The sequence below is a fragment of the Vibrio sinaloensis genome, assembly GCF_023195835.1.
GTDB classification, from domain to species: Bacteria; Pseudomonadota; Gammaproteobacteria; order Enterobacterales; family Vibrionaceae; genus Vibrio; species Vibrio sinaloensis_C.
In genome coordinates this window covers 2,738,794-2,756,379 of the sequence record NZ_CP096199.1, presented here as the reverse complement: position 1 = coordinate 2,756,379, position 17,586 = coordinate 2,738,794, and the positions used below count along the sequence as shown (strand labels likewise).

The 17,586-nt window shown below is 49.1% G+C and carries 19 protein-coding genes; 6 read left to right on the top strand and 13 right to left on the bottom strand.

Going from position 1 to position 17,586, the window contains the following annotated elements:
- Positions 1-96 precede the first annotated feature (96 nt).
- Entirely contained in the window at positions 97-1,500 is a 1,404-nt protein-coding gene (locus tag MTO69_RS12580; protein ID WP_248329671.1) for an SPFH domain-containing protein, read from the top strand.
- A gap of 54 nt (positions 1,501-1,554) precedes the next feature.
- On the opposite strand, the gene frdD is transcribed toward MTO69_RS12580, so the two are convergent.
- The 4 genes from frdD to frdA are packed head-to-tail and all read right to left on the bottom strand — an operon-like array spanning position 1,555 to position 4,894.
- Positions 1,555-1,932, bottom strand: coding sequence for a fumarate reductase subunit FrdD (gene frdD / locus MTO69_RS12575; protein WP_248329669.1), 378 nt, complete (start codon positions 1,930-1,932; stop codon positions 1,555-1,557).
- A 12-nt stretch (positions 1,933-1,944) separates the two neighbouring features.
- Complete coding sequence (frdC, locus tag MTO69_RS12570; RefSeq protein ID WP_248329667.1) at positions 1,945-2,328, bottom strand: fumarate reductase subunit FrdC; 384 nt, start codon at positions 2,326-2,328, stop codon at positions 1,945-1,947.
- A 2-nt stretch (positions 2,329-2,330) separates the two neighbouring features.
- Positions 2,331-3,089, bottom strand: a complete 759-nt coding sequence (locus MTO69_RS12565) for a succinate dehydrogenase/fumarate reductase iron-sulfur subunit (RefSeq protein ID WP_248329665.1) — start codon at positions 3,087-3,089, stop codon at positions 2,331-2,333.
- Positions 3,089-4,894: a fumarate reductase (quinol) flavoprotein subunit gene (gene frdA, locus MTO69_RS12560; RefSeq protein WP_248329663.1), complete on the bottom strand. Its 1,806-nt coding sequence runs from the start codon at positions 4,892-4,894 to the stop codon at positions 3,089-3,091. Before frdA ends, MTO69_RS12565 begins: the two co-directional genes overlap by 1 nt.
- 426 nt (positions 4,895-5,320) lie before the next feature.
- On the opposite strand from frdA, the gene epmA reads away from it, so the two are divergent.
- From epmA to cysE, 5 genes are all read left to right on the top strand, one after another.
- Complete coding sequence (epmA, locus tag MTO69_RS12555) at positions 5,321-6,292, top strand: elongation factor P--(R)-beta-lysine ligase (protein ID WP_248329662.1); 972 nt, start codon at positions 5,321-5,323, stop codon at positions 6,290-6,292.
- A gap of 138 nt (positions 6,293-6,430) precedes the next feature.
- Entirely contained in the window at positions 6,431-6,865 is a 435-nt protein-coding gene (locus MTO69_RS12550) for a rhodanese-like domain-containing protein (RefSeq protein WP_248329660.1), read from the top strand.
- Between the two features lie 160 nt (positions 6,866-7,025).
- On the top strand, positions 7,026-7,493 hold the full coding sequence (gene secB / locus MTO69_RS12545) for a protein-export chaperone SecB (RefSeq protein WP_248329658.1): 468 nt from the start codon (positions 7,026-7,028) through the stop codon (positions 7,491-7,493).
- 182 nt (positions 7,494-7,675) lie between these two features.
- Positions 7,676-8,707 (top strand): NAD(P)H-dependent glycerol-3-phosphate dehydrogenase, encoded by a 1,032-nt coding sequence (gpsA, locus tag MTO69_RS12540; RefSeq protein WP_248329656.1) that lies wholly within the window; start codon positions 7,676-7,678, stop codon positions 8,705-8,707.
- Between the two features lie 47 nt (positions 8,708-8,754).
- Positions 8,755-9,576, top strand: coding sequence for a serine O-acetyltransferase (gene cysE / locus MTO69_RS12535; protein WP_248329654.1), 822 nt, complete (start codon positions 8,755-8,757; stop codon positions 9,574-9,576).
- A 149-nt stretch (positions 9,577-9,725) separates the two neighbouring features.
- Here cysE and MTO69_RS12530 read toward each other — a convergent pair whose 3' ends face one another.
- The 9 genes from MTO69_RS12530 to pyrI all read right to left on the bottom strand — a co-directional run bounded on the left by MTO69_RS12530 (position 9,726) and on the right by pyrI (position 17,577).
- On the bottom strand, positions 9,726-10,076 hold the full coding sequence (locus MTO69_RS12530; protein ID WP_248329653.1) for a hypothetical protein: 351 nt from the start codon (positions 10,074-10,076) through the stop codon (positions 9,726-9,728).
- The gene (locus tag MTO69_RS12525; protein WP_248329651.1) at positions 10,045-10,527 is read right to left on the bottom strand and encodes a hypothetical protein; all 483 of its coding nucleotides are present in this window, start codon (positions 10,525-10,527) and stop codon (positions 10,045-10,047) included. The genes MTO69_RS12530 and MTO69_RS12525 overlap by 32 nt, the downstream gene beginning before the upstream one ends.
- Positions 10,528-10,622: 95 nt before the next feature.
- On the bottom strand, positions 10,623-12,350 hold the full coding sequence (locus MTO69_RS12520) for a sodium:solute symporter family protein (protein WP_248329649.1): 1,728 nt from the start codon (positions 12,348-12,350) through the stop codon (positions 10,623-10,625).
- A gap of 12 nt (positions 12,351-12,362) precedes the next feature.
- Positions 12,363-12,626, bottom strand: a complete 264-nt coding sequence (locus MTO69_RS12515; RefSeq protein WP_248329647.1) for a DUF4212 domain-containing protein — start codon at positions 12,624-12,626, stop codon at positions 12,363-12,365.
- A gap of 216 nt (positions 12,627-12,842) precedes the next feature.
- Positions 12,843-13,469 carry a MarC family protein gene (locus tag MTO69_RS12510; protein WP_248329645.1) on the bottom strand — a complete coding sequence of 209 codons (627 nt, stop codon included), beginning with the start codon at positions 13,467-13,469 and terminating at the stop codon, positions 12,843-12,845.
- Positions 13,470-13,569: 100 nt separating this feature from the next.
- Complete coding sequence (locus tag MTO69_RS12505; protein WP_248329643.1) at positions 13,570-14,205, bottom strand: response regulator; 636 nt, start codon at positions 14,203-14,205, stop codon at positions 13,570-13,572.
- A gap of 199 nt (positions 14,206-14,404) precedes the next feature.
- The gene (locus MTO69_RS12500; RefSeq protein ID WP_248329641.1) at positions 14,405-16,204 is read right to left on the bottom strand and encodes a protein-disulfide reductase DsbD; all 1,800 of its coding nucleotides are present in this window, start codon (positions 16,202-16,204) and stop codon (positions 14,405-14,407) included.
- 128 nt (positions 16,205-16,332) lie between these two features.
- Positions 16,333-16,821: an arginine repressor gene (locus MTO69_RS12495; protein ID WP_248329639.1), complete on the bottom strand. Its 489-nt coding sequence runs from the start codon at positions 16,819-16,821 to the stop codon at positions 16,333-16,335.
- Between the two features lie 291 nt (positions 16,822-17,112).
- Entirely contained in the window at positions 17,113-17,577 is a 465-nt protein-coding gene (gene pyrI, locus MTO69_RS12490) for an aspartate carbamoyltransferase regulatory subunit (protein WP_248329637.1), read from the bottom strand.
- Positions 17,578-17,586: the final 9 nt, after the last annotated feature.

Sequence of the window (17,586 nt, the reverse complement as noted above, 5' to 3'; positions counted from 1 at the left end):
ATATTTTGTTACATTTGTCGGTGTTGAGGAGTTACTAGCAACATCTTGTTTTTGAATGGTTTATGTAACTCAATCAACATTAAATGGAGAAAAATAATGAATGATCTTGGCTTAGGACAAAGCTCGAAGGTGGAGAAACGACGTCAGACTCTTCACCGCACTCTGCGTGCCGCGGTATATGGTGTTCCGCTGCTTGCATTAGGGTTAACAGTGAATAGCTCAGTATTAATGACTGATGCGGGCTATAGCTATGTACACCAAAATAATATTACCGGTGAACTGGATGTGTTTACCGAGCCTGGCATTCACTTTCGTATGCCGTTTCTGTCAAAGATTACCAAGTACGATCAAGTGATTACGGTGTCATTTGGCAACAGCAAAGGTGAGGATTTCTATCAGCGTTTGGAGCCGGTGCAGGTTCGTTTTGCGGATACCTACATCGGCCAGATTCCTGTCACGTTTCGCTTTAAGTTGAGCAACGATCCTCAAGCCATGATTAAAATGCACCGCGAGTTTCGTAATAACAGCAACTTGATCGATGCGCTACTGGTTAAAAATGCCCGCAACGTCACCGTGATCACCGCGACCCAATACACTGGGGAAGAGTTTTTCCAGGGCGGCTTGAACCAGTTTAAGTCGAAGCTTGGTGACCAGCTACGTAATGGTATCTATACCACTGAGCGTCGTCAGGTCGAAGTTGAAGAGTTAGACTTAGCGCCGGTGGGTGTCGATCAGTCGAACGCCAACCAATTGCAACGAACTAACCAACTGGTGTGGAAAACGGTTCCGGTGCTCGATAATGCAGGGCAGCCAGTGCGTCAAGACAATCCACTGCAGCAATATGGGATTCAAGTGACGCAGGTAACCATCGGCGATCCTCAACCTGAGAAACAGCTCGACCAGCTGTTGGCGGATAAGAAACGTCTAGTTGCAGACCGAATTCGCGCGATTCAGGAGCAAGAGACGTCGAAGGCCCAAGCCGAAACTGAACAGCTACGCAAAGAGATTCAGCGCACTCGCGAGGTTCAGGATGCGCAGCGTCAAAAGGAACTAGCGATTATCTCACAGCAAAAAGAGGTGGAAGTCGCACGGCAAATTGCTGAGCGTGAAATCGTAGAGGTCGAGAAAACCAAACGCCTAGCCGAAGTCGACAAAGAGAAAGAGCTGGCAATCGCTGAAGCCAACTTAGCGATTCAAAAAGCCAACGCCTTGTCTGCTGAGTATGAAGCGAAAGCGATTTTGGAGAAAGGTCGTGCGGAAGCGGAAATCTTAAAAGCCAAGTATGCGGCGCTGGGTGCGAACCGTGAAGTCTATTTGGCTGAGTTGAATCGAGATGTAGCAAACTCGCTTTACAATAACTTGCAAAACTTCCAAGTGCAGATGCCGCAAAACTACATTGGCGGTGGTGACCAGAGTGGGCTGACCACCAATCTGGATGTAATTACTGGATTTGGTGCGCTGGGCCTGATGGATCAAACCAAAAAGGTGGTGCAAAACTAACGTCTTGACCAATAAAAAAGCTGGCATTCGCCAGCTTTTTTCATATTGAGATGGCTAAACCATCAAAACAAAAATTACCGCTAGTGCGGAAATCAATCCAGCAAAGGCATAACACGCGATCTTGCCAACCACACCAGTGTGGAATTTCAAGTCGTGCATACCATGATGAATACGGTGCATCGCATGCCACATTGGGAGCGCCAAAGTACCGATAATGAACAGTGCCCCTATGATGCTGGTGGCAAAATCCGCCACGCGCTCATAGCTGAGTGACTGTGGGTCAATAATGCCAAGTGGTGCAAGCACGCCCAGAACCAAAATGGTCACCGGTGTGATCATGGCAAACCATGTGCCTCCCGCGCCAAATAGACCCCACCAAATAGGCTCGTCGGAACGTTTCGGTGTTCTGTTTACAGAGTAGTTGGGTTTCATCGTTACTGCTCCTTACACCACGATAAGTACAATGAGTGAGATAAATGCCACGGCCGCCCACTGAGTCAGCACAATGATCTTCTTATCGACGGGTTTACCCTTGAGGCGAATCGGCATCACTTGCGGCATCATGCTGAAAAACGTTTGTGCATGCAGCAGGCTGCCGAGTAGTGCCACAATGTTGATTGCGACCACCACTGGGTTAGCCATAAAGTCTAACCAGGTTTGCCACGCTTGCGGCCCTTTTACCAAAGCACCTAATCCAAAGGTTAGGAATAAAGTAAACAGCACCAATGGCAGCACGGTTGCTTCACGAAGCATGTAGAAGCGGTAAAAAGGATGGTCTTTCCACCAGGTGCGTTTCATTTCACGAACGTAAGGTTTGCGGTTGCTCATCCTTATGCCTCCTCTTTGACTGGTTTGCCATCAGGCTTTAGCATCGCGATGACAAAATCCATCGAAGACTCGACTTTGCCTTGGTTGACCGCTGCTGCTGGATCCACGTTCTTAGGACACACATCAGAACAGTAGCCGACAAACGTACAGCCCCAAGCACCATTTTCACCGTTGATGAGTTGCATACGCTCGGCTTTACCATTGTCACGGCTATCGAGGTTATAGCGATGCGCTAGGGTCAGAGCGGCGGGTCCTATAAACTCAGGGTTGAGGCCAAATTGTGGGCATGCCGCGTAACATAGACCACAGTTGATACAGCCAGCAAACTGCTTGTACTTGGCCATCTGCTCTGGTGTTTGTAAGTTGGTGCCATCTTCTGGCTTACGATCATTGCCAATAATGTAAGGTTTGATCGCTTCAAGACGTTCGATAAACGGCGTCATGTCGACAATCAAGTCTTTCTCGATTGGGAAGTTGGCCAAAGGCTCAATTTTTACGCCGCTTGGGTAGTCACGCAGAAAGCTCTTACATGCCAATTTCGGCACCCCGTTGACCATCACCCCACAAGAACCACAAATCGCCATACGACAAGACCAACGGTAAGAGAGGTCTTTGTCTAAGTTGTCTTTGATGTAACCAATCGCGTCGAGGATCGACATGGTTTCATCAAATGGCACTTCGAAAGCTTGTAAATGCGGCTCTGCGTCATGCTCTGGGTCGTAACGCAGAATGTCGACTTTTTGAATGCGGTTGGCTGACATTATGCTTGCTCCTCTGCGTTCTTCGCAGCTTCTTCTGCTGCGGCTTTTTCAGCGGCTTCACCATAGAGACGCGCTTTCGGTTGCGACTTAGTGATGGTGACCTTGCTGTAGTCGATGCTCGGTGCAGCGTCAGGCTGGTAGAATGCGAGCGAGTGTTTAAGGAAGTTTTCGTCATCGCGCTCAGTGCAGCCGTCATCAAGGCGCTGGTGGGCACCACGAGACTCTTTGCGCAAGATAGCTGAATGAACCATCGCCTCCGCTACTTCTAGACCGTAACCGACTTCGATAGCGTACAGAAGGTCAGTATTGAAGACCTTGCCTTTATCTTTGATGCTGATGCGCTTGTAGCGCTCTTTCAGTTCGGTGATCTTATCAATGGTCGCTTGCATCAGATCTTCTTGGCGGTAGATACCACAGCCCGCTTCCATGGTGTGACCCATTTCAGTTCGGATGTCGGCCCAGTTCTCGTCGCCTTCTTGATTCATCAGTGCTTTGATGCGCGCTTCAACCGCTTGGACTTGCGCATCGATGGCAGCGTCGTTCCAGCCTTTAAACTCGGCGGCGCGTTGGACCGCTTGTTCACCCGCGACTCGTCCAAATACCACAAACTCAGCCAGTGAGTTTGAACCCAGGCGGTTGGCACCGTGCAGGCCGACCGAGGCACATTCGCCCACAGCGAATAAACCTTTAATGCGTGTTTCACACTCGCCGTTGGTCTCAATCCCGCCCATGGTGTAGTGAACGGTAGGACGAATTGGGATCGGCTCTTTGGCTGGGTCAACGTTCACGTAGGCTTTGGCAAGCTCACAGATGAACGGTAGACGCTCTTGTAGGTACTCTTCGCCAAGGTGGCGTAGGTCTAGGTGCACCACATCACCGAGAGGGTGCTTGATGGTGTTGCCTTTTTGTTGCTCGTGCCAGAAAGCTTGCGATACTTTGTCGCGTGGGCCGAGCTCCATGTATTTGTTCTTTGGTTGGCCTACCGGCGTTTCTGGGCCCATACCGTAGTCTTGCAGATAGCGATAGCCGTTCTTGTTGACGATGATACCGCCTTCGCCGCGACAACCTTCGGTCATCAGGATGCCTGTGCCTGGAAGGCCGGTTGGGTGGTATTGAACAAACTCCATATCGCGTAGTGGCACGCCGTGACGATACGCCATCGCCATACCATCACCGGTGACGATGCCGCCATTGGTATTACAGTGGTAAACACGACCGGCACCACCCGTGGCGAGAACCACAGATTTCGCCTTGATAGTGACTAGCTCACCTTCGGACATGTGAATCGCGATCAAGCCTTGTACTTCGCCGTCATCAACGATGAGGTCGACCACAAAGTACTCATCAAAGCGCTTGATGTTTTGGTATTTCATTGAGGTCTGGAACAGGGTATGAAGCATATGGAAGCCGGTTTTGTCAGCCGCAAACCAAGTACGCTCGACTTTCATGCCTCCAAAGCGACGGACGTTGACTTCGCCGTTCTCTTTACGACTCCATGGGCAGCCCCACTGCTCCATTTGGATCATTTCGCGAGTCGCATTTTCTACAAAATATTCAACAACATCCTGTTCGCATAGCCAGTCACCACCGCCAACAGTGTCGTTAAAGTGGTTGTCTAAGCTATCTTCATCCTTGATAACTGCTGCTGAGCCACCCTCGGCAGCCACGGTGTGGGAGCGCATTGGATACACTTTAGAAATCAGAGCGATTTCTAAGTCAGGGTTTGCTTCAGCTGCTGCAATAGCAGTACGAAGACCGGCGCCGCCTGCGCCGATGACTGCGATATCTGTGGTGATAGTTTGCACAGTTATCCTCCAGTGTGAAATTGCGGTGTATTCCGCTTGTTATAGTCAGGGGGCCGACATTTTGCTGACGACTCAGTGCGCAGCATGTTGAAACCCCCAAAAGTGGTAGGGTTAGTGTAGAAGAGCTCATTAGCAGAAAAATTGATGTAATTGGGTTTTTGCACCGGTAATGCATGCAAGAGCATAAAAAATATAGGTTATGTGACTGTAATCACGCAGGAAAATACTATGAGCTAAATGATAATCTGCGTGGGTGTTACTGGCTTGTTACCGGCTATCTCATTGATGAATAGAATCGGTTTTCAACTATGTAAATTTCCCTGTAGTACGGAAAAATCTGGCTTCTTTCAGCGTGACGAATTGAGCTAGGAAAAACTCGACAAAGTTGCTATGTTCCCAGCCTGATTGAATGATGAGATTGAAAGTATGACTACTGATTGGCAACCCACCGCCCCTATTGAGCAGCTTCGTCAGCGTGCAAGCATTATCCGCCAAATTCGCCAGTTCTTTGCAGAGCGGGACGTGCTCGAAGTGGACACACCGGCGATGAGTCACGCCACCGTGACCGACATTCATCTCCATACTTTTCAGACTGAATTTGTCGGCCCCGGTTATGCGGATGGGCGCAAGCTTTACTTTATGACTAGCCCCGAGTTCCATATGAAGCGGTTATTGGCAGCGGGTAGTGGTTGTATTTATCAAATCAATAAAGCCTTTCGTAACGAAGAGAGCGGCCGCTATCACAACCCCGAGTTTACTATGCTCGAATGGTATCGGGTCGGTTTTGACCATCATCAATTGATGGATGAAATGGATGCGTTATTGCAACGAGTTCTGCAATGTGGCGCTGCCGAGCGGATGACCTATCAGCAAGCGTTTATCCGTGTATTGGGCGTGTGTCCACTGCAAGGGTCTATGTCGGAGCTAAAACAGGCAGCGGCAACGCTGGGTTTGAGTGATATCGCTGAGCCAGAGCAAGACAGAGATACCTTGTTGCAACTGCTGTTTAGTATCGGCGTGGAGGACAAGATTGGTCAGACTGTGCCTGCGTTCGTCTATGACTTTCCCGCCTCACAAGCCGCGTTAGCCAAAATCAACCCTAACGATCCCAGAGTAGCAGACCGTTTTGAAGTCTATTTCAAAGGTATTGAACTGGCGAACGGTTTTCATGAGTTGGACCATTGGCAGGAGCAGTTGGCGCGGTTTGAGCAAGATAACGCCAAGCGCACCGAGATGGGGCTGAGCGCACAACCGATTGATTATCATCTCATCGAAGCCTTGAAATCGGGATTGCCAGAGTGTGCGGGTGTCGCGCTAGGCATTGATCGCTTGATAATGTTAGCGATCGGCTGCGATCACATTGATCAAGTGACCGCGTTTCCTTTTCCGCGCGCCTAGAGAAATGTGCAACAGATTCTTATTCTGAGCGCATTTGACTCGCGTAGGCCCTCTATCCTAGTTATACTCCCAATCTGAATTTTAGCCTAGTGCTGCTGATCCGCTTGGAGGCAGCGCTATTATCGAAGAGCACAGGACATGCAAGAGTACATCGCATTTTTTCAAGAGAACATGATTCTCTCTCTGGTTTGGGTTGGTCTATTGGTTGCCCTTATTATGAATATTGTTAAGTCAACGACCGCGGCATACAAAGAGATCACGGCGGCGCAAACCACGCAACTGATGAACCGTGAAAACGGTGTAGTTGTGGATATCCGTAGTAAAGATGAGTACCGCAAGGGTCATATTACTGATGCAGTTCACATTTTACCGTCTGACATCAAAGCGGGTAACTTTGGCGGCCTTGAAAACCATAAATCTGACCCAATCATTGTGGTATGTAAGTCGGGCCAAACCGCGCAAGAGAGTGCCAACTTACTGGCAAAAGCTGGCTTTGAGAACGTCAACTTGCTGAAGAACGGTTTGATCGCTTGGAGTGAAGCGAACATGCCACTTGTGAAAGGGAAGAAGTAACCCAACCACACCCGATACCTTAAGCGCTGATTGAAAAGTCAGCGTTTGTTTTAGAGAGATGTGAAGAGTTCCACGAATTTCATTGGAAACCTAGTCATAGTCACCGCTCTCGGTTAGTCTCGATGCAGACTATTTATCGCAGGATTAAAGGATTTTAAAAATGGCTGAAGCAGCACCACAACAAGAAGCGCAAAACTTCGCAATTCAACGTATCTTCCTTAAAGACGTCTCTTTCGAAGCGCCGAACTCACCAGACATGTTCCAAAAAGAGTGGAACCCTGATGTTAAGCTGGATCTAGACACGCAAAGCCGTGAACTAGGCGAAGGCGTATACGAAGTTGTTCTGCGCCTGACAGTGACAGTGAAGAACGCAGAAGAGACCGCTTTCCTATGTGAAGTACAACAAGGTGGTATCTTCACTGCAGAGAAAATGGAAGCAGGTCAACTTGCCCATTGTCTAGGCGCTTTCTGCCCGAATATCCTATTCCCATACGCGCGTGAAACTATTTCAAGCCTAGTCGTGAAAGGCACCTTCCCACAGCTTAACCTAGCGCCAGTGAACTTTGACGCTCTGTTTATGAACTACCTGCAGCAGCAAGCTCAGCAAGAAGGTCAGTCAGAAGCGTAATGACGGCATCACTCTCGGCGTTGGTTGAGAGAGTTGCGAAAAAATGCACAGGCGTCATATCGATGATGCGCTGTGCATTTTTTATTTGTACTTATATCGCTGGGCGTTTGTTGCTACTCTTTAGCTCACAGAGCGAGAGACTATCGACAAACTTCTAGTCTTGATCAGAACCAGGCGGAACAATGAAAGATAAGACCAATAATGGCTACGGTAAAGAGATTGCCATGACAGTGCTGGGTGCGGGCTCTTACGGCACCTCCTTAGCTATCTCTCTGGCACGTAACGGTGCCAACGTTGTAATTTGGGGACATGAGCCAGAGCATATGGCTCGCCTAGAAGCGGACCGCGCCAACCATGAATTCTTGCCGGGCATCGAGTTTCCTGAGTCGTTGATTGTTGAATCTGACTTAGAGAAAGCGGTTCAGGCCAGCCGTGATCTGTTGGTGGTAGTGCCGAGTCATGTGTTTGGTATTGTATTGAGTAACGTCAAGCCATTCCTTAGTGATGATTCACGAATTTGCTGGGCGACCAAAGGGTTAGAACCTGAAACAGGACGTTTACTTAAAGAAGTCGCGCACGATATTCTCGGTGAAGGCTATTCGCTGGCGGTGTTATCAGGGCCGACCTTTGCTAAAGAACTGGCGATGGGAATGCCAACGGCCATTTCGGTGGCGTCACCGGACACCCAGTTTGTCGCAGATCTACAAGAAAAAATTCACTGCAGTAAAACCTTCCGTGTCTACGCTAACAGCGACTTTATCGGCATGCAGCTTGGTGGTGCGGTGAAAAACGTGATTGCGATTGGCGCAGGGATGTCTGATGGGATTGGCTTTGGTGCCAACGCGCGTACCGCGCTGATCACACGAGGACTTGCAGAAATGACTCGCCTAGGCGCAGCGCTCGGCGCACAGCCAGAGACATTTATGGGGATGGCTGGTCTTGGCGATTTGGTGTTGACCTGTACCGACAATCAGTCGCGTAACCGCCGTTTTGGTTTGGCGCTAGGTCAGGGTAAAGACGTTGAAACAGCGCAACAGGAAATTGGCCAAGTGGTGGAAGGATATCGCAACACCAAAGAGGTCTATTTGCTCGCTGAACGGATGGGGGTCGAAATGCCGATTGTTGACCAAATATATCAAGTATTGTATCAAGACAAAGATGCCCATTTAGCCGCGCGAGATCTGTTAGCGCGCGATAAGAGAGCCGAAGCCTAAAGAATGTAATGACACCGGTCGAGGACTGACCGGTGCTAGGGAATACCATGAAACATTGTGAAAAACAGAAGGTATGGCAAACCATTGTTCGAGAAGCTCGTGAGCTGTCTGAACAGGAGCCAATGTTAGCAAGCTTCTACCACGCGACCATAATTAAGCATGACAGCTTAAGTGCGGCGCTGAGTTATATCCTCGCGAATAAACTCAACACCGCCTCGATGCCCGCGATGGCGGTGCGTGAAGTGGTCGAGGAAGCGTTAAATGCAGACCCAAGTATCAGTGCCGCCGCTGCTTGCGACATTTGTGCGACGGTCAATCGTGACCCTGCTGTTGCAATGTATTCGATGCCGCTGTTATACCTCAAGGGCTACCACGCGTTGCAAGGCTACCGAGTGGCCAACTGGTTATGGAAGCAAGGCCGAATTGCTCTAGCAACTTACCTGCAAAATCAAATTTCGGTCGCTTGTCAGGTCGATATTCATCCCGCGGCGCGCATTGGCCGTGGCATTATGCTTGATCATGCAACGGGCATTGTGATTGGTGAGACCGCGGTCGTCGAAGATGATGTTTCGATTCTGCAAGACGTTACCCTCGGCGGCACCGGCAAAGAGTGCGGCGATCGCCACCCGAAAATCCGAGAAGGTGTGATGATTGGCGCAGGTGCCAAGATCCTCGGCAATATTGAAGTGGGAGAAGGGGCGAAAATCGGCTCTTGTTCGGTGGTGCTTCAGCCTGTTCCTGCTCATACCACCGTCGCGGGTGTACCAGCGAAGATAGTGGGCCGACCAAAGACGGATAAGCCTTCTCTCGACATGGACCAGCAATTTAATGGTCGCTCACAGAGCTTTATCGGTGGTGACGGGATATAGCGCAAACAACGCCTAGCTTCGAGAACGGACTTCGTGCTGCGAGATGCTAGAGCGCTTTGCTCCGAGAATCGAGAGCGGACTTCGTCCTTCGAGAGGAGTTTGTGATGAGTGAGTCGAAAGTTGCAGGCAAAGTTTGCTGATATTTAAGCTTAATCGTCTGAATTTAAAAGAAAAGGGTTGACACTGTCTATCAACCCTTGCATGGTTTTCTCGCTTCTCGCTTCTCGCTTCTCGCTTCTCGCTTCTCGCTTCTCGCTTCTCGCTTCTCGCTTCTCGCTTCTCGCTTCTCGCTTCTCGCTTCTCGCTTCTCGCTTCTCGCTTCTCGCTTCTCGCTTCTCGCTTCTCGCTTCTCGCTTCTCGCTTCTCGCTTCTCGCTTCTCGCTTCTCGCTTCTCGCTTCTCGCTTCTCGCTTCTCGCTTCTCGCTTCTCGCTTCTCGCTTCTCGCTTCTCGCTTCTCGCTTCTCGCTTCTATTCAGTAAACAGTGTCTCGTATTTGACAAACGCGGTTTGTGTTTCACCGTAATACAGGGTGCCATCAGACTGAATAGCCACTCTGAGCCAGCTCTCTGCGGAGGCGGGTTTTGCGACAGAAATCTGCCAATACTTGCCTGTGGAATCAGTCGCCTGCATATCCAGTGGCTGGGCCGGACTCTCTTGATCAGCAACGATAGACAGCTTAACCCCCTCGAGCGGAAATGCAGATTTGAGTGATAAGTCCAATCCTTGGCCGGTCAACTTGTCCGAACGAAACTGCACTTTAAATTCACCGTTTTCCATGTCACACAAGCCGCTGGTATACCGACAATTAGACTTGGCGGCGAGCTTATAGGTTTCCCCTTCCTTGGCAGCGTGAGGCTTTTCACTCAGTGCGAGGTCGGTACCAAAGTAGGCAATCAAAGAAAGGATCGGAGCGATCAGTAAGGCGATTAGAAAGTGCTTGTTTTTGAACATCTTGCATCCTTGCTACAAGGTTAAAGGGCTAAGTTAACTCAATTTAGCGAATAAAAAAGCCCCCGTAGGGGCTTTTGTGGTTTGAGTAGAATATTTTAGTGGTCTACTGCACCGCCAGCGCCTGCTGGAACACGTACGTGTTCAACTAAGTCTTTCACTTCTTGTGGTGTTTCTGCAGTCACTTTCGATACTGCGAACGCTACGATGAAGTTAAACACTGCGCCAATTGCACCAAATGCGTTTGGTTCGATGCCTAGGAACCAGTTGCTGCCCCAGCTTTCTAGGTATTTCCAATCGGCGATGAACAGAATGCCTTTGTGCTGGAATACGTAGAACAGAGTGATACTGATACCTGCAATCATACCGGCGATCGCACCTTCTTTGTTGATGCCTTTACTGAAGATACCCATCATCAGTGCCGGGAAGATGGACGATGCGGCGAGACCAAAGGCCAGTGCTACCGTACCTGCTGCAAAGCCTGGTGGGTTGAGGCCAAGATAACCTGCCACCGCAATCGCCACCGCCATGGAGATTCGACTGGCGAGCAGCTCTTTCTTCTCTGAGATATTCGGGTTAATGACACCTTTGATTAAGTCATGGGATATCGCGGACGAGATAGCCAACAATAGACCTGCCGCCGTTGATAGTGCCGCTGCCAGACCACCCGCTGCCACTAGGGCGATAACCCAGTTAGGTAGCTTCGCAATCTCAGGGTTAGCCAGTACCATGATGTCACGGTCAACTTTTAACTCGTTCGTCGCTGCGCTTGAAGTGTACTGGATGTTGCCATCGCCATTCTTATCTTCAAAGCCAAGTAGACCGGTTTTCTCCCAGTTCTTGAACCAGTCAGGACGCTCGTCATAAGCAAGGTGCTGACCTGGCGCTGGGTTAACTGTATCCATTAGATTTAGACGAGCCATTGCAGATACTGCTGGAGCAGTCGTGTATAGGATAGCGATAAATACTAGCGCCCAACCTGCAGAGGTACGTGCGTCACGAACCTTAGGTACCGTGAAGAAACGGATGATTACGTGTGGCAGACCTGCAGTACCGATCATCAGTGACATAGTGTAAACGAACATGTTGAGTGTATCGCCACGCACTTGAGTGGTGTATTCACTAAATCCGAGTTCGGTCACCACCTGGTCGAGCCTATCGAGCAGATACACATCGGTGCCTTGGATGGTACTCCCGAGACCAATTTGTGGTAGTGGGTGACCCGTTAGTTGCAGAGAGATAAAGATTGCAGGAATAGTGTAAGCTAAAATGAGTACGCAATATTGAGCAATCTGCGTGTAGGTAATCCCTTTCATGCCGCCCATTACCGCGTACATGAATACGATACACATACCAATCAGAAGGCCCGTAGAGTAGTCCACTTCGAGGAAACGACCGAACGCAACGCCGACCCCTTTCATCTGACCGATAACGTAAGTGACCGATGCAATGATAAGACAAACAACCGCTACGATACGTGCCGCATTTGAGTAGAAACGCTCACCTACGAACTCTGGTACAGTAAACTTGCCGAACTTACGTAGGTAAGGTGCAAGTAGCAATGCTAGGAGTACGTAACCGCCAGTCCAACCCATTAGGAATACCGAGCCGCCGTAACCCATGAAGGCAATCAGACCTGCCATGGAGATAAACGATGCTGCAGACATCCAGTCAGCTGCCGTTGCCATGCCGTTAGCGATTGGGTTGACGCCACCGCCTGCAACATAGAACTCTTTTGTCGATCCAGCACGTGCCCAAATCGCGATACCGATATAAAGGACAAAGGTCGCACCAACCACGAGGTAAGTGATAGTTTTCAAATCCATCTGAGTTACTCCTTACTCATCTACGCCGAATTCACGGTCGATTTGGCGCATTTTCCACGCGTAGTAGAAAATAATACCTAGGAAGGCATAGATTGAGCCTTGTTGAGCAAACCAGAAACCAAGTTTGTACCCGCCTAGTTGAAATTGATTGAGCACATCTACAAATAAGATGCCGCAGCCGAATGAAACGACAAACCAGATAACCATTAGGGTTATCATCAGTTTAACGTTCTTATCCCAGTAGGCTTTGGCTTTATCCTGACTTTCAAACGCCATTGCCGTCTCCTTACGTGTTTGTTGTTAAGAAAATGTTTCAATATCTACATTAGCAAGGGTGGGACAAGAACTCTTTTCAACTTTAGTCGCGATGGGAAAAACAAAAAACGCCCATATAACGGGCGCTTAGTGAGTTTGTCATCAAAATTGCGATGTTAATGAGCTGTTAAATTAGCCTAAAGTCTAACGTTGACGCTCACCGAGAAGGCGTTTTATCTAACTTAGGTAAAAATCTTTGATCCCAAGCAGCAAATTATTGACCGCGACCGCCGCTAGGATCAGCCCCATCACTCGGCTGATGATGGCCGCACCGACATTCCCTATCCATTTTTGGATATGTGTGGCACCCAGTAGCAGTAGCAAGGTGATGACCAGTACCAACAGCATCACTGCAGCGGTCAAACCTTGATCGATTAGCGAGTGACGATGGTTATCGGTCAGCATGACTATCGCCATCATGGCGCCCGGGGAGGCAATAGATGGGATGGCGAGTGGGTAAACCGCTAGGTCGGCCAAGTCTGAGTGACTGATGTTTCCGGTGAGTTTGCTCTCTTGATCTGGCTTTGATTCACCGAAGATCATCGTCAACGCAAACAGCAATAACACCAATCCGCCAGCCGCTTGAAAGGCGGGTAAGGGGATTTGCATCGCCTCGAGCAATAACTGTCCGGCGATTAGGAAAAACAGTAACACGCCTGTGGCAATCGCTACGGCTTTCAAAGCCACTAAGCGGCGCTGCTTGGCCGTTAAATGATGAGTCTGTGACAGATAGACAGGAACGGATCCGATAGGGTCGATAACCGCCCACAACACAACGAATTGGGTAATTAGAATACTAAGCAAAAGCGTGACTCCCGAAGTAAGGTTCAAGGGTGAGTCAGATTTTGGCCTGACTCGGTCAGCATATCACTTTAAAGCGGAGTAAAGGTGAGAATTAAGTGAATTATACTTCGGATTCTAGCTGTTGGAGCAAAATAACGGCTTGAGTCCGGTTTTTTACCCCTAACTTACGAAATATTGCCGTCATATGGGCTTTGATTGTCGCTTCTGAAACATTTAACTCATAAGCAATCTGCTTATTGAGTAGACCATCAGAGAGCATTCCTAGCACTTTATACTGCTGAGGTGTCAAAGTGGCAATTTTTTCTGCTAAATCATTACAAGCTGCATTGTTAGTGATAGAGCCCTCTGGGAAAAACGGTTCGCCATTGAGCACTTGGTTCAGTGCGCTGACCAGCTCTCGCATGTCACTCGATTTAGGGATAAAACCAAACGCTCCGTGACTCTTTACTTGAGTGACCACCGCCGGCTCTTCGCTGGCCGATACCACCACGATCGGTAAATCTGGGTACTCAGCCCGCAGTTGAATCAGTCCTGACATGCCATTAGCGCCTGGCATTTTAAGATCAAGCAGCAGTAAATCGGGCTCTTGTTCTTTGGCCAATAACGCAAGTAGAGCCTCAAGGGAATCGGCTTCGAGCAGGTTCGCCCCACTAACCGCCATGTGCACCGATTGGAAAAGCGCGTTACGAAATAGCGGGTGATCATCAGCGATGATTATGGTGTAGGTCGAATCCATGACGTTAACTACTTATGAAGGTTTGGTTAATAGAATTATTAACACCTTTGCATTTGTGGACAATATTTATTCGCTAAAAGTCTGAACTGTATCGGGTTTTATTAGCGATATTGCATATAGATGCTAGCCAGAGGTAAAAAAACAGTGCCCACATCAATCGCAGGCACTGTTTGAAAAGATTAAAGCCAGTTTACGATGCTTAAAGGTTATGGGTGTCCAAATGCTCAAGGAAGGTTTCGGCATCCATAAAGCCGGTAATTCGTCCGCCGGTGACCTTCGCGCCATCAGTTGACCAAAACTCAATCGTAGGCAGGCCCAACACGTTAAGCTTTTTCAGTAGCTCGATGTCTTCGACTTGATTACGGGTTACGTCGGCTTGCAACAACACAAAGTTTTGTAATCTGGCTTCGACTTGTGGCTGGTGGAAGGTGTACTTTTCAAATTCCTTACACGCGACACACCAGTCGGCGTAAAAGTCGAGCATCACTGGTTTGCCTGCTTGCTTAGCCGCAGCCAGTTGCTGTTCGAGTTGCGCCACATTACTCACTTGAATGAACTCAATCTGGTTTTGCTGTTGGCTGGCAGAGCCATTGAAGTAGTATTGCAGCGCAGGTTGTGCTGAGGCAAACAGCCCGAGTACCGCGATGATGCCCACCGTACTTTGCTTCCAGCCACCGAATTCTAAGCTGTTTTTAATGTGATAAAGCCAACCAAACGCGGCAATGCCAAGTGCAGACCACAAACCAGTGGCCCACACTGGCGGTAACAGGCGCTCAAGTAGGAAAATCGGCGCGGCTAACAAGACAAAACCAAACAGGGTCTTTACTCTGTCCATCCAGTTGCCCGCTTTGGGGAGCAGTTTGTTACCAAACACGGCCACCAACATCAGTGGAATCCCCATTCCGATCGCGAGGGCGTACAGCGCGATGCCGCCAGTGAACAGATCACCGCTTTGTGCCACATACAATAGCGCGCCAGACAAAGGAGCGGTGGTGCAGGGCGAGCAGACCAAACCGGAAATCGCACCCATAGCAAACACGCCTGCGCTGCTGCCCCCTTGCTGCTTGTTACTGAGGTTGTTGAGCCAAGTTTGCATCCCACTTGGCAATTGCAGGGTATAGAGCCCAAACATCGACAGCGCGAGCGCGATAAACAAAGCACTTAAGCCGATCAAGACGTAAGGGTGTTGCATGGCGGCCTGAAATTGCAATCCTGCCGATGCGACAACGAGCCCCAGTAAGGTATAAGTGAGCGCCATCCCTTGCACATAGATAAAGGCCAGGCCGAGTGCGCGGCCATGACTGAGCTTGCCACTACCCAGCACGATACTGGTTAAAATCGGGTACATAGGCAGGACACAAGGGGTAAATGCTAATCCAACTCCGAGCGCCAAAAACAGCAGTGGTGTCCACCAAGTGTCGCTGAGTTTTGATGCCAAACTGGCATCATTGGATTGAGGCGTAGCGTCAGCTGAAGGTTGTTTGGCCGCTTCTACTGTGGTTTTTTGCATCACTTGCGCAGCATCAGAAAACTGAAAGCTGGTGATATCGACAATGCGCGTCTCTGGTGGATAACAGAAGCCTGCCTTGGCACAGCCTTGATATTGCACGATCACGCGCGCGCCGTCTTGGTAATTGAGTAGCGGTACTTCAACAAACAGAGGCGAGGTGTAGATATTGACGTCACCAAAAAACTCATCTTTATACGGTTCACCATCACGCATGACGATGTCGCCTAACTCAAGGTTCTCTCCACTGACTGAGATTCTATGTTGGTAAAGGTAGTAGCCCTGTTTGACCTGCCAATCGAGCATCAAGCGATCGCCTTGCTGCACCGCATTAAACGGGAAGGCCTGATCAACGGCAACAAAGCGATTGTTATCGGTAAAACCTGTGTTATTGGTAAAGCTGGGCGAGGCGTTTGAATTACCAAACAGCGCCATCGCTGGTGTAGGGATGACGCTCAAACAAAACAGTAATAAAGAAAAAGCGAAGCGCATAAATCGTCACAAGAGTTAAATTTGGTTTATTTTAACTCAATCAGACAGGGGAAAGGGGAAATTAGTTTCAACTTGAACTGAGAAATGTCTGTTTGCGCCACCTCCGGGGTAGGCGGCGCAGACAGGGCTTATGCCACGCCCAAACGTGCGCGCACCACTCGCTCGCATGCATCTATGCTGTCGGTATCTTTAGGGATCACCAGCACGGTATCATTGCCACCGACGGTGCCTAAGATTTCAGTATGTGGATCTATGTCTACCAAACGAGCCACCAACTGAGCGCTGCCAGGGTGGGTTTTGACCACCACCATCGCCTGATTGTGGGTAATAAATTCGATCTGAGATGAAATTGACGATTCAACCCGAACCGGCGCGGTTTCAACGGTAATGCAGTAGACTTTTTTACCGCAGGCGTTTTGAACTTTCACCACCCCCAGTTGAGAGAGCAGTCTTGAAACGGTCGACTGGCTTATCCCTTCAAAACCTATGTTGATCAGCGCTTCACGCAGCTCATTTTGAGTGGCAAAGCTTTGTTGTTGCAGCAGGCGTTTACACGCAGCAGTGAGCGTTTTGTCTTCACTGTAATCAATGGTGGTTGGATGTAGAGTTTCACTCATGGGAACTCCTCAATAAAACATGACGTAGGGTGGTTCGTCCATGTAACAATCAGCACCGCTCCCTATGGATGCTGGCGAATTTTGAGCGTTCACTTCTGCGGTGAATTTGTCATCATCGAAATAATACCACCAAAGGATGTATGGCTTTGTGAATAGGATCGCCAAACAAACAACTAGTTAATTATAAATTAGTTAGAGATATATGCTGCTTGGTTTGGATAATTATTCCACAAAGGGAATAATTATCCAGTAGAGCTGACCGCCTGGAGGCGCATTAGAGGTGCGGATGGGCTAGCGGGCTTCGGTCATGATTTCGCGCGAGAATACTTTTTCACAGTAGTGGCATTTTAGCTGAACATTGTCGTGCTTTTGCTGCACTTTGAATTTGCTTTCTACCGGTTCACCGTGAGAAATACAGTTACTGTTTGGGCACTCAAACACACTTTCGATGCTTTCAGGCAGCACCAAGTTAAGCTTGTTCACCACCTTATATTCTTCGATTTGATTGACCGTCGCTTTAGGCGCATATAACGCCAGTTGGTTGGCTTGTTCTTTAGTCAGATAGACGTTCTCAATCTTGATCAGATCTTTGCCGCCCAGCGCCGACGAGGGCAGATTAAGCCCGATGGTAATGCGCTGATTGGTTTTGTGCATCTTGAACAGTTTCAGTACTTTAATGCCGATATTGGCAGGAATATGGTCAATTACTGAGCCGTTGCGGATCGCTTCTACTTGTAGTTGAGTTTGTTTCACCATGATAAGTCT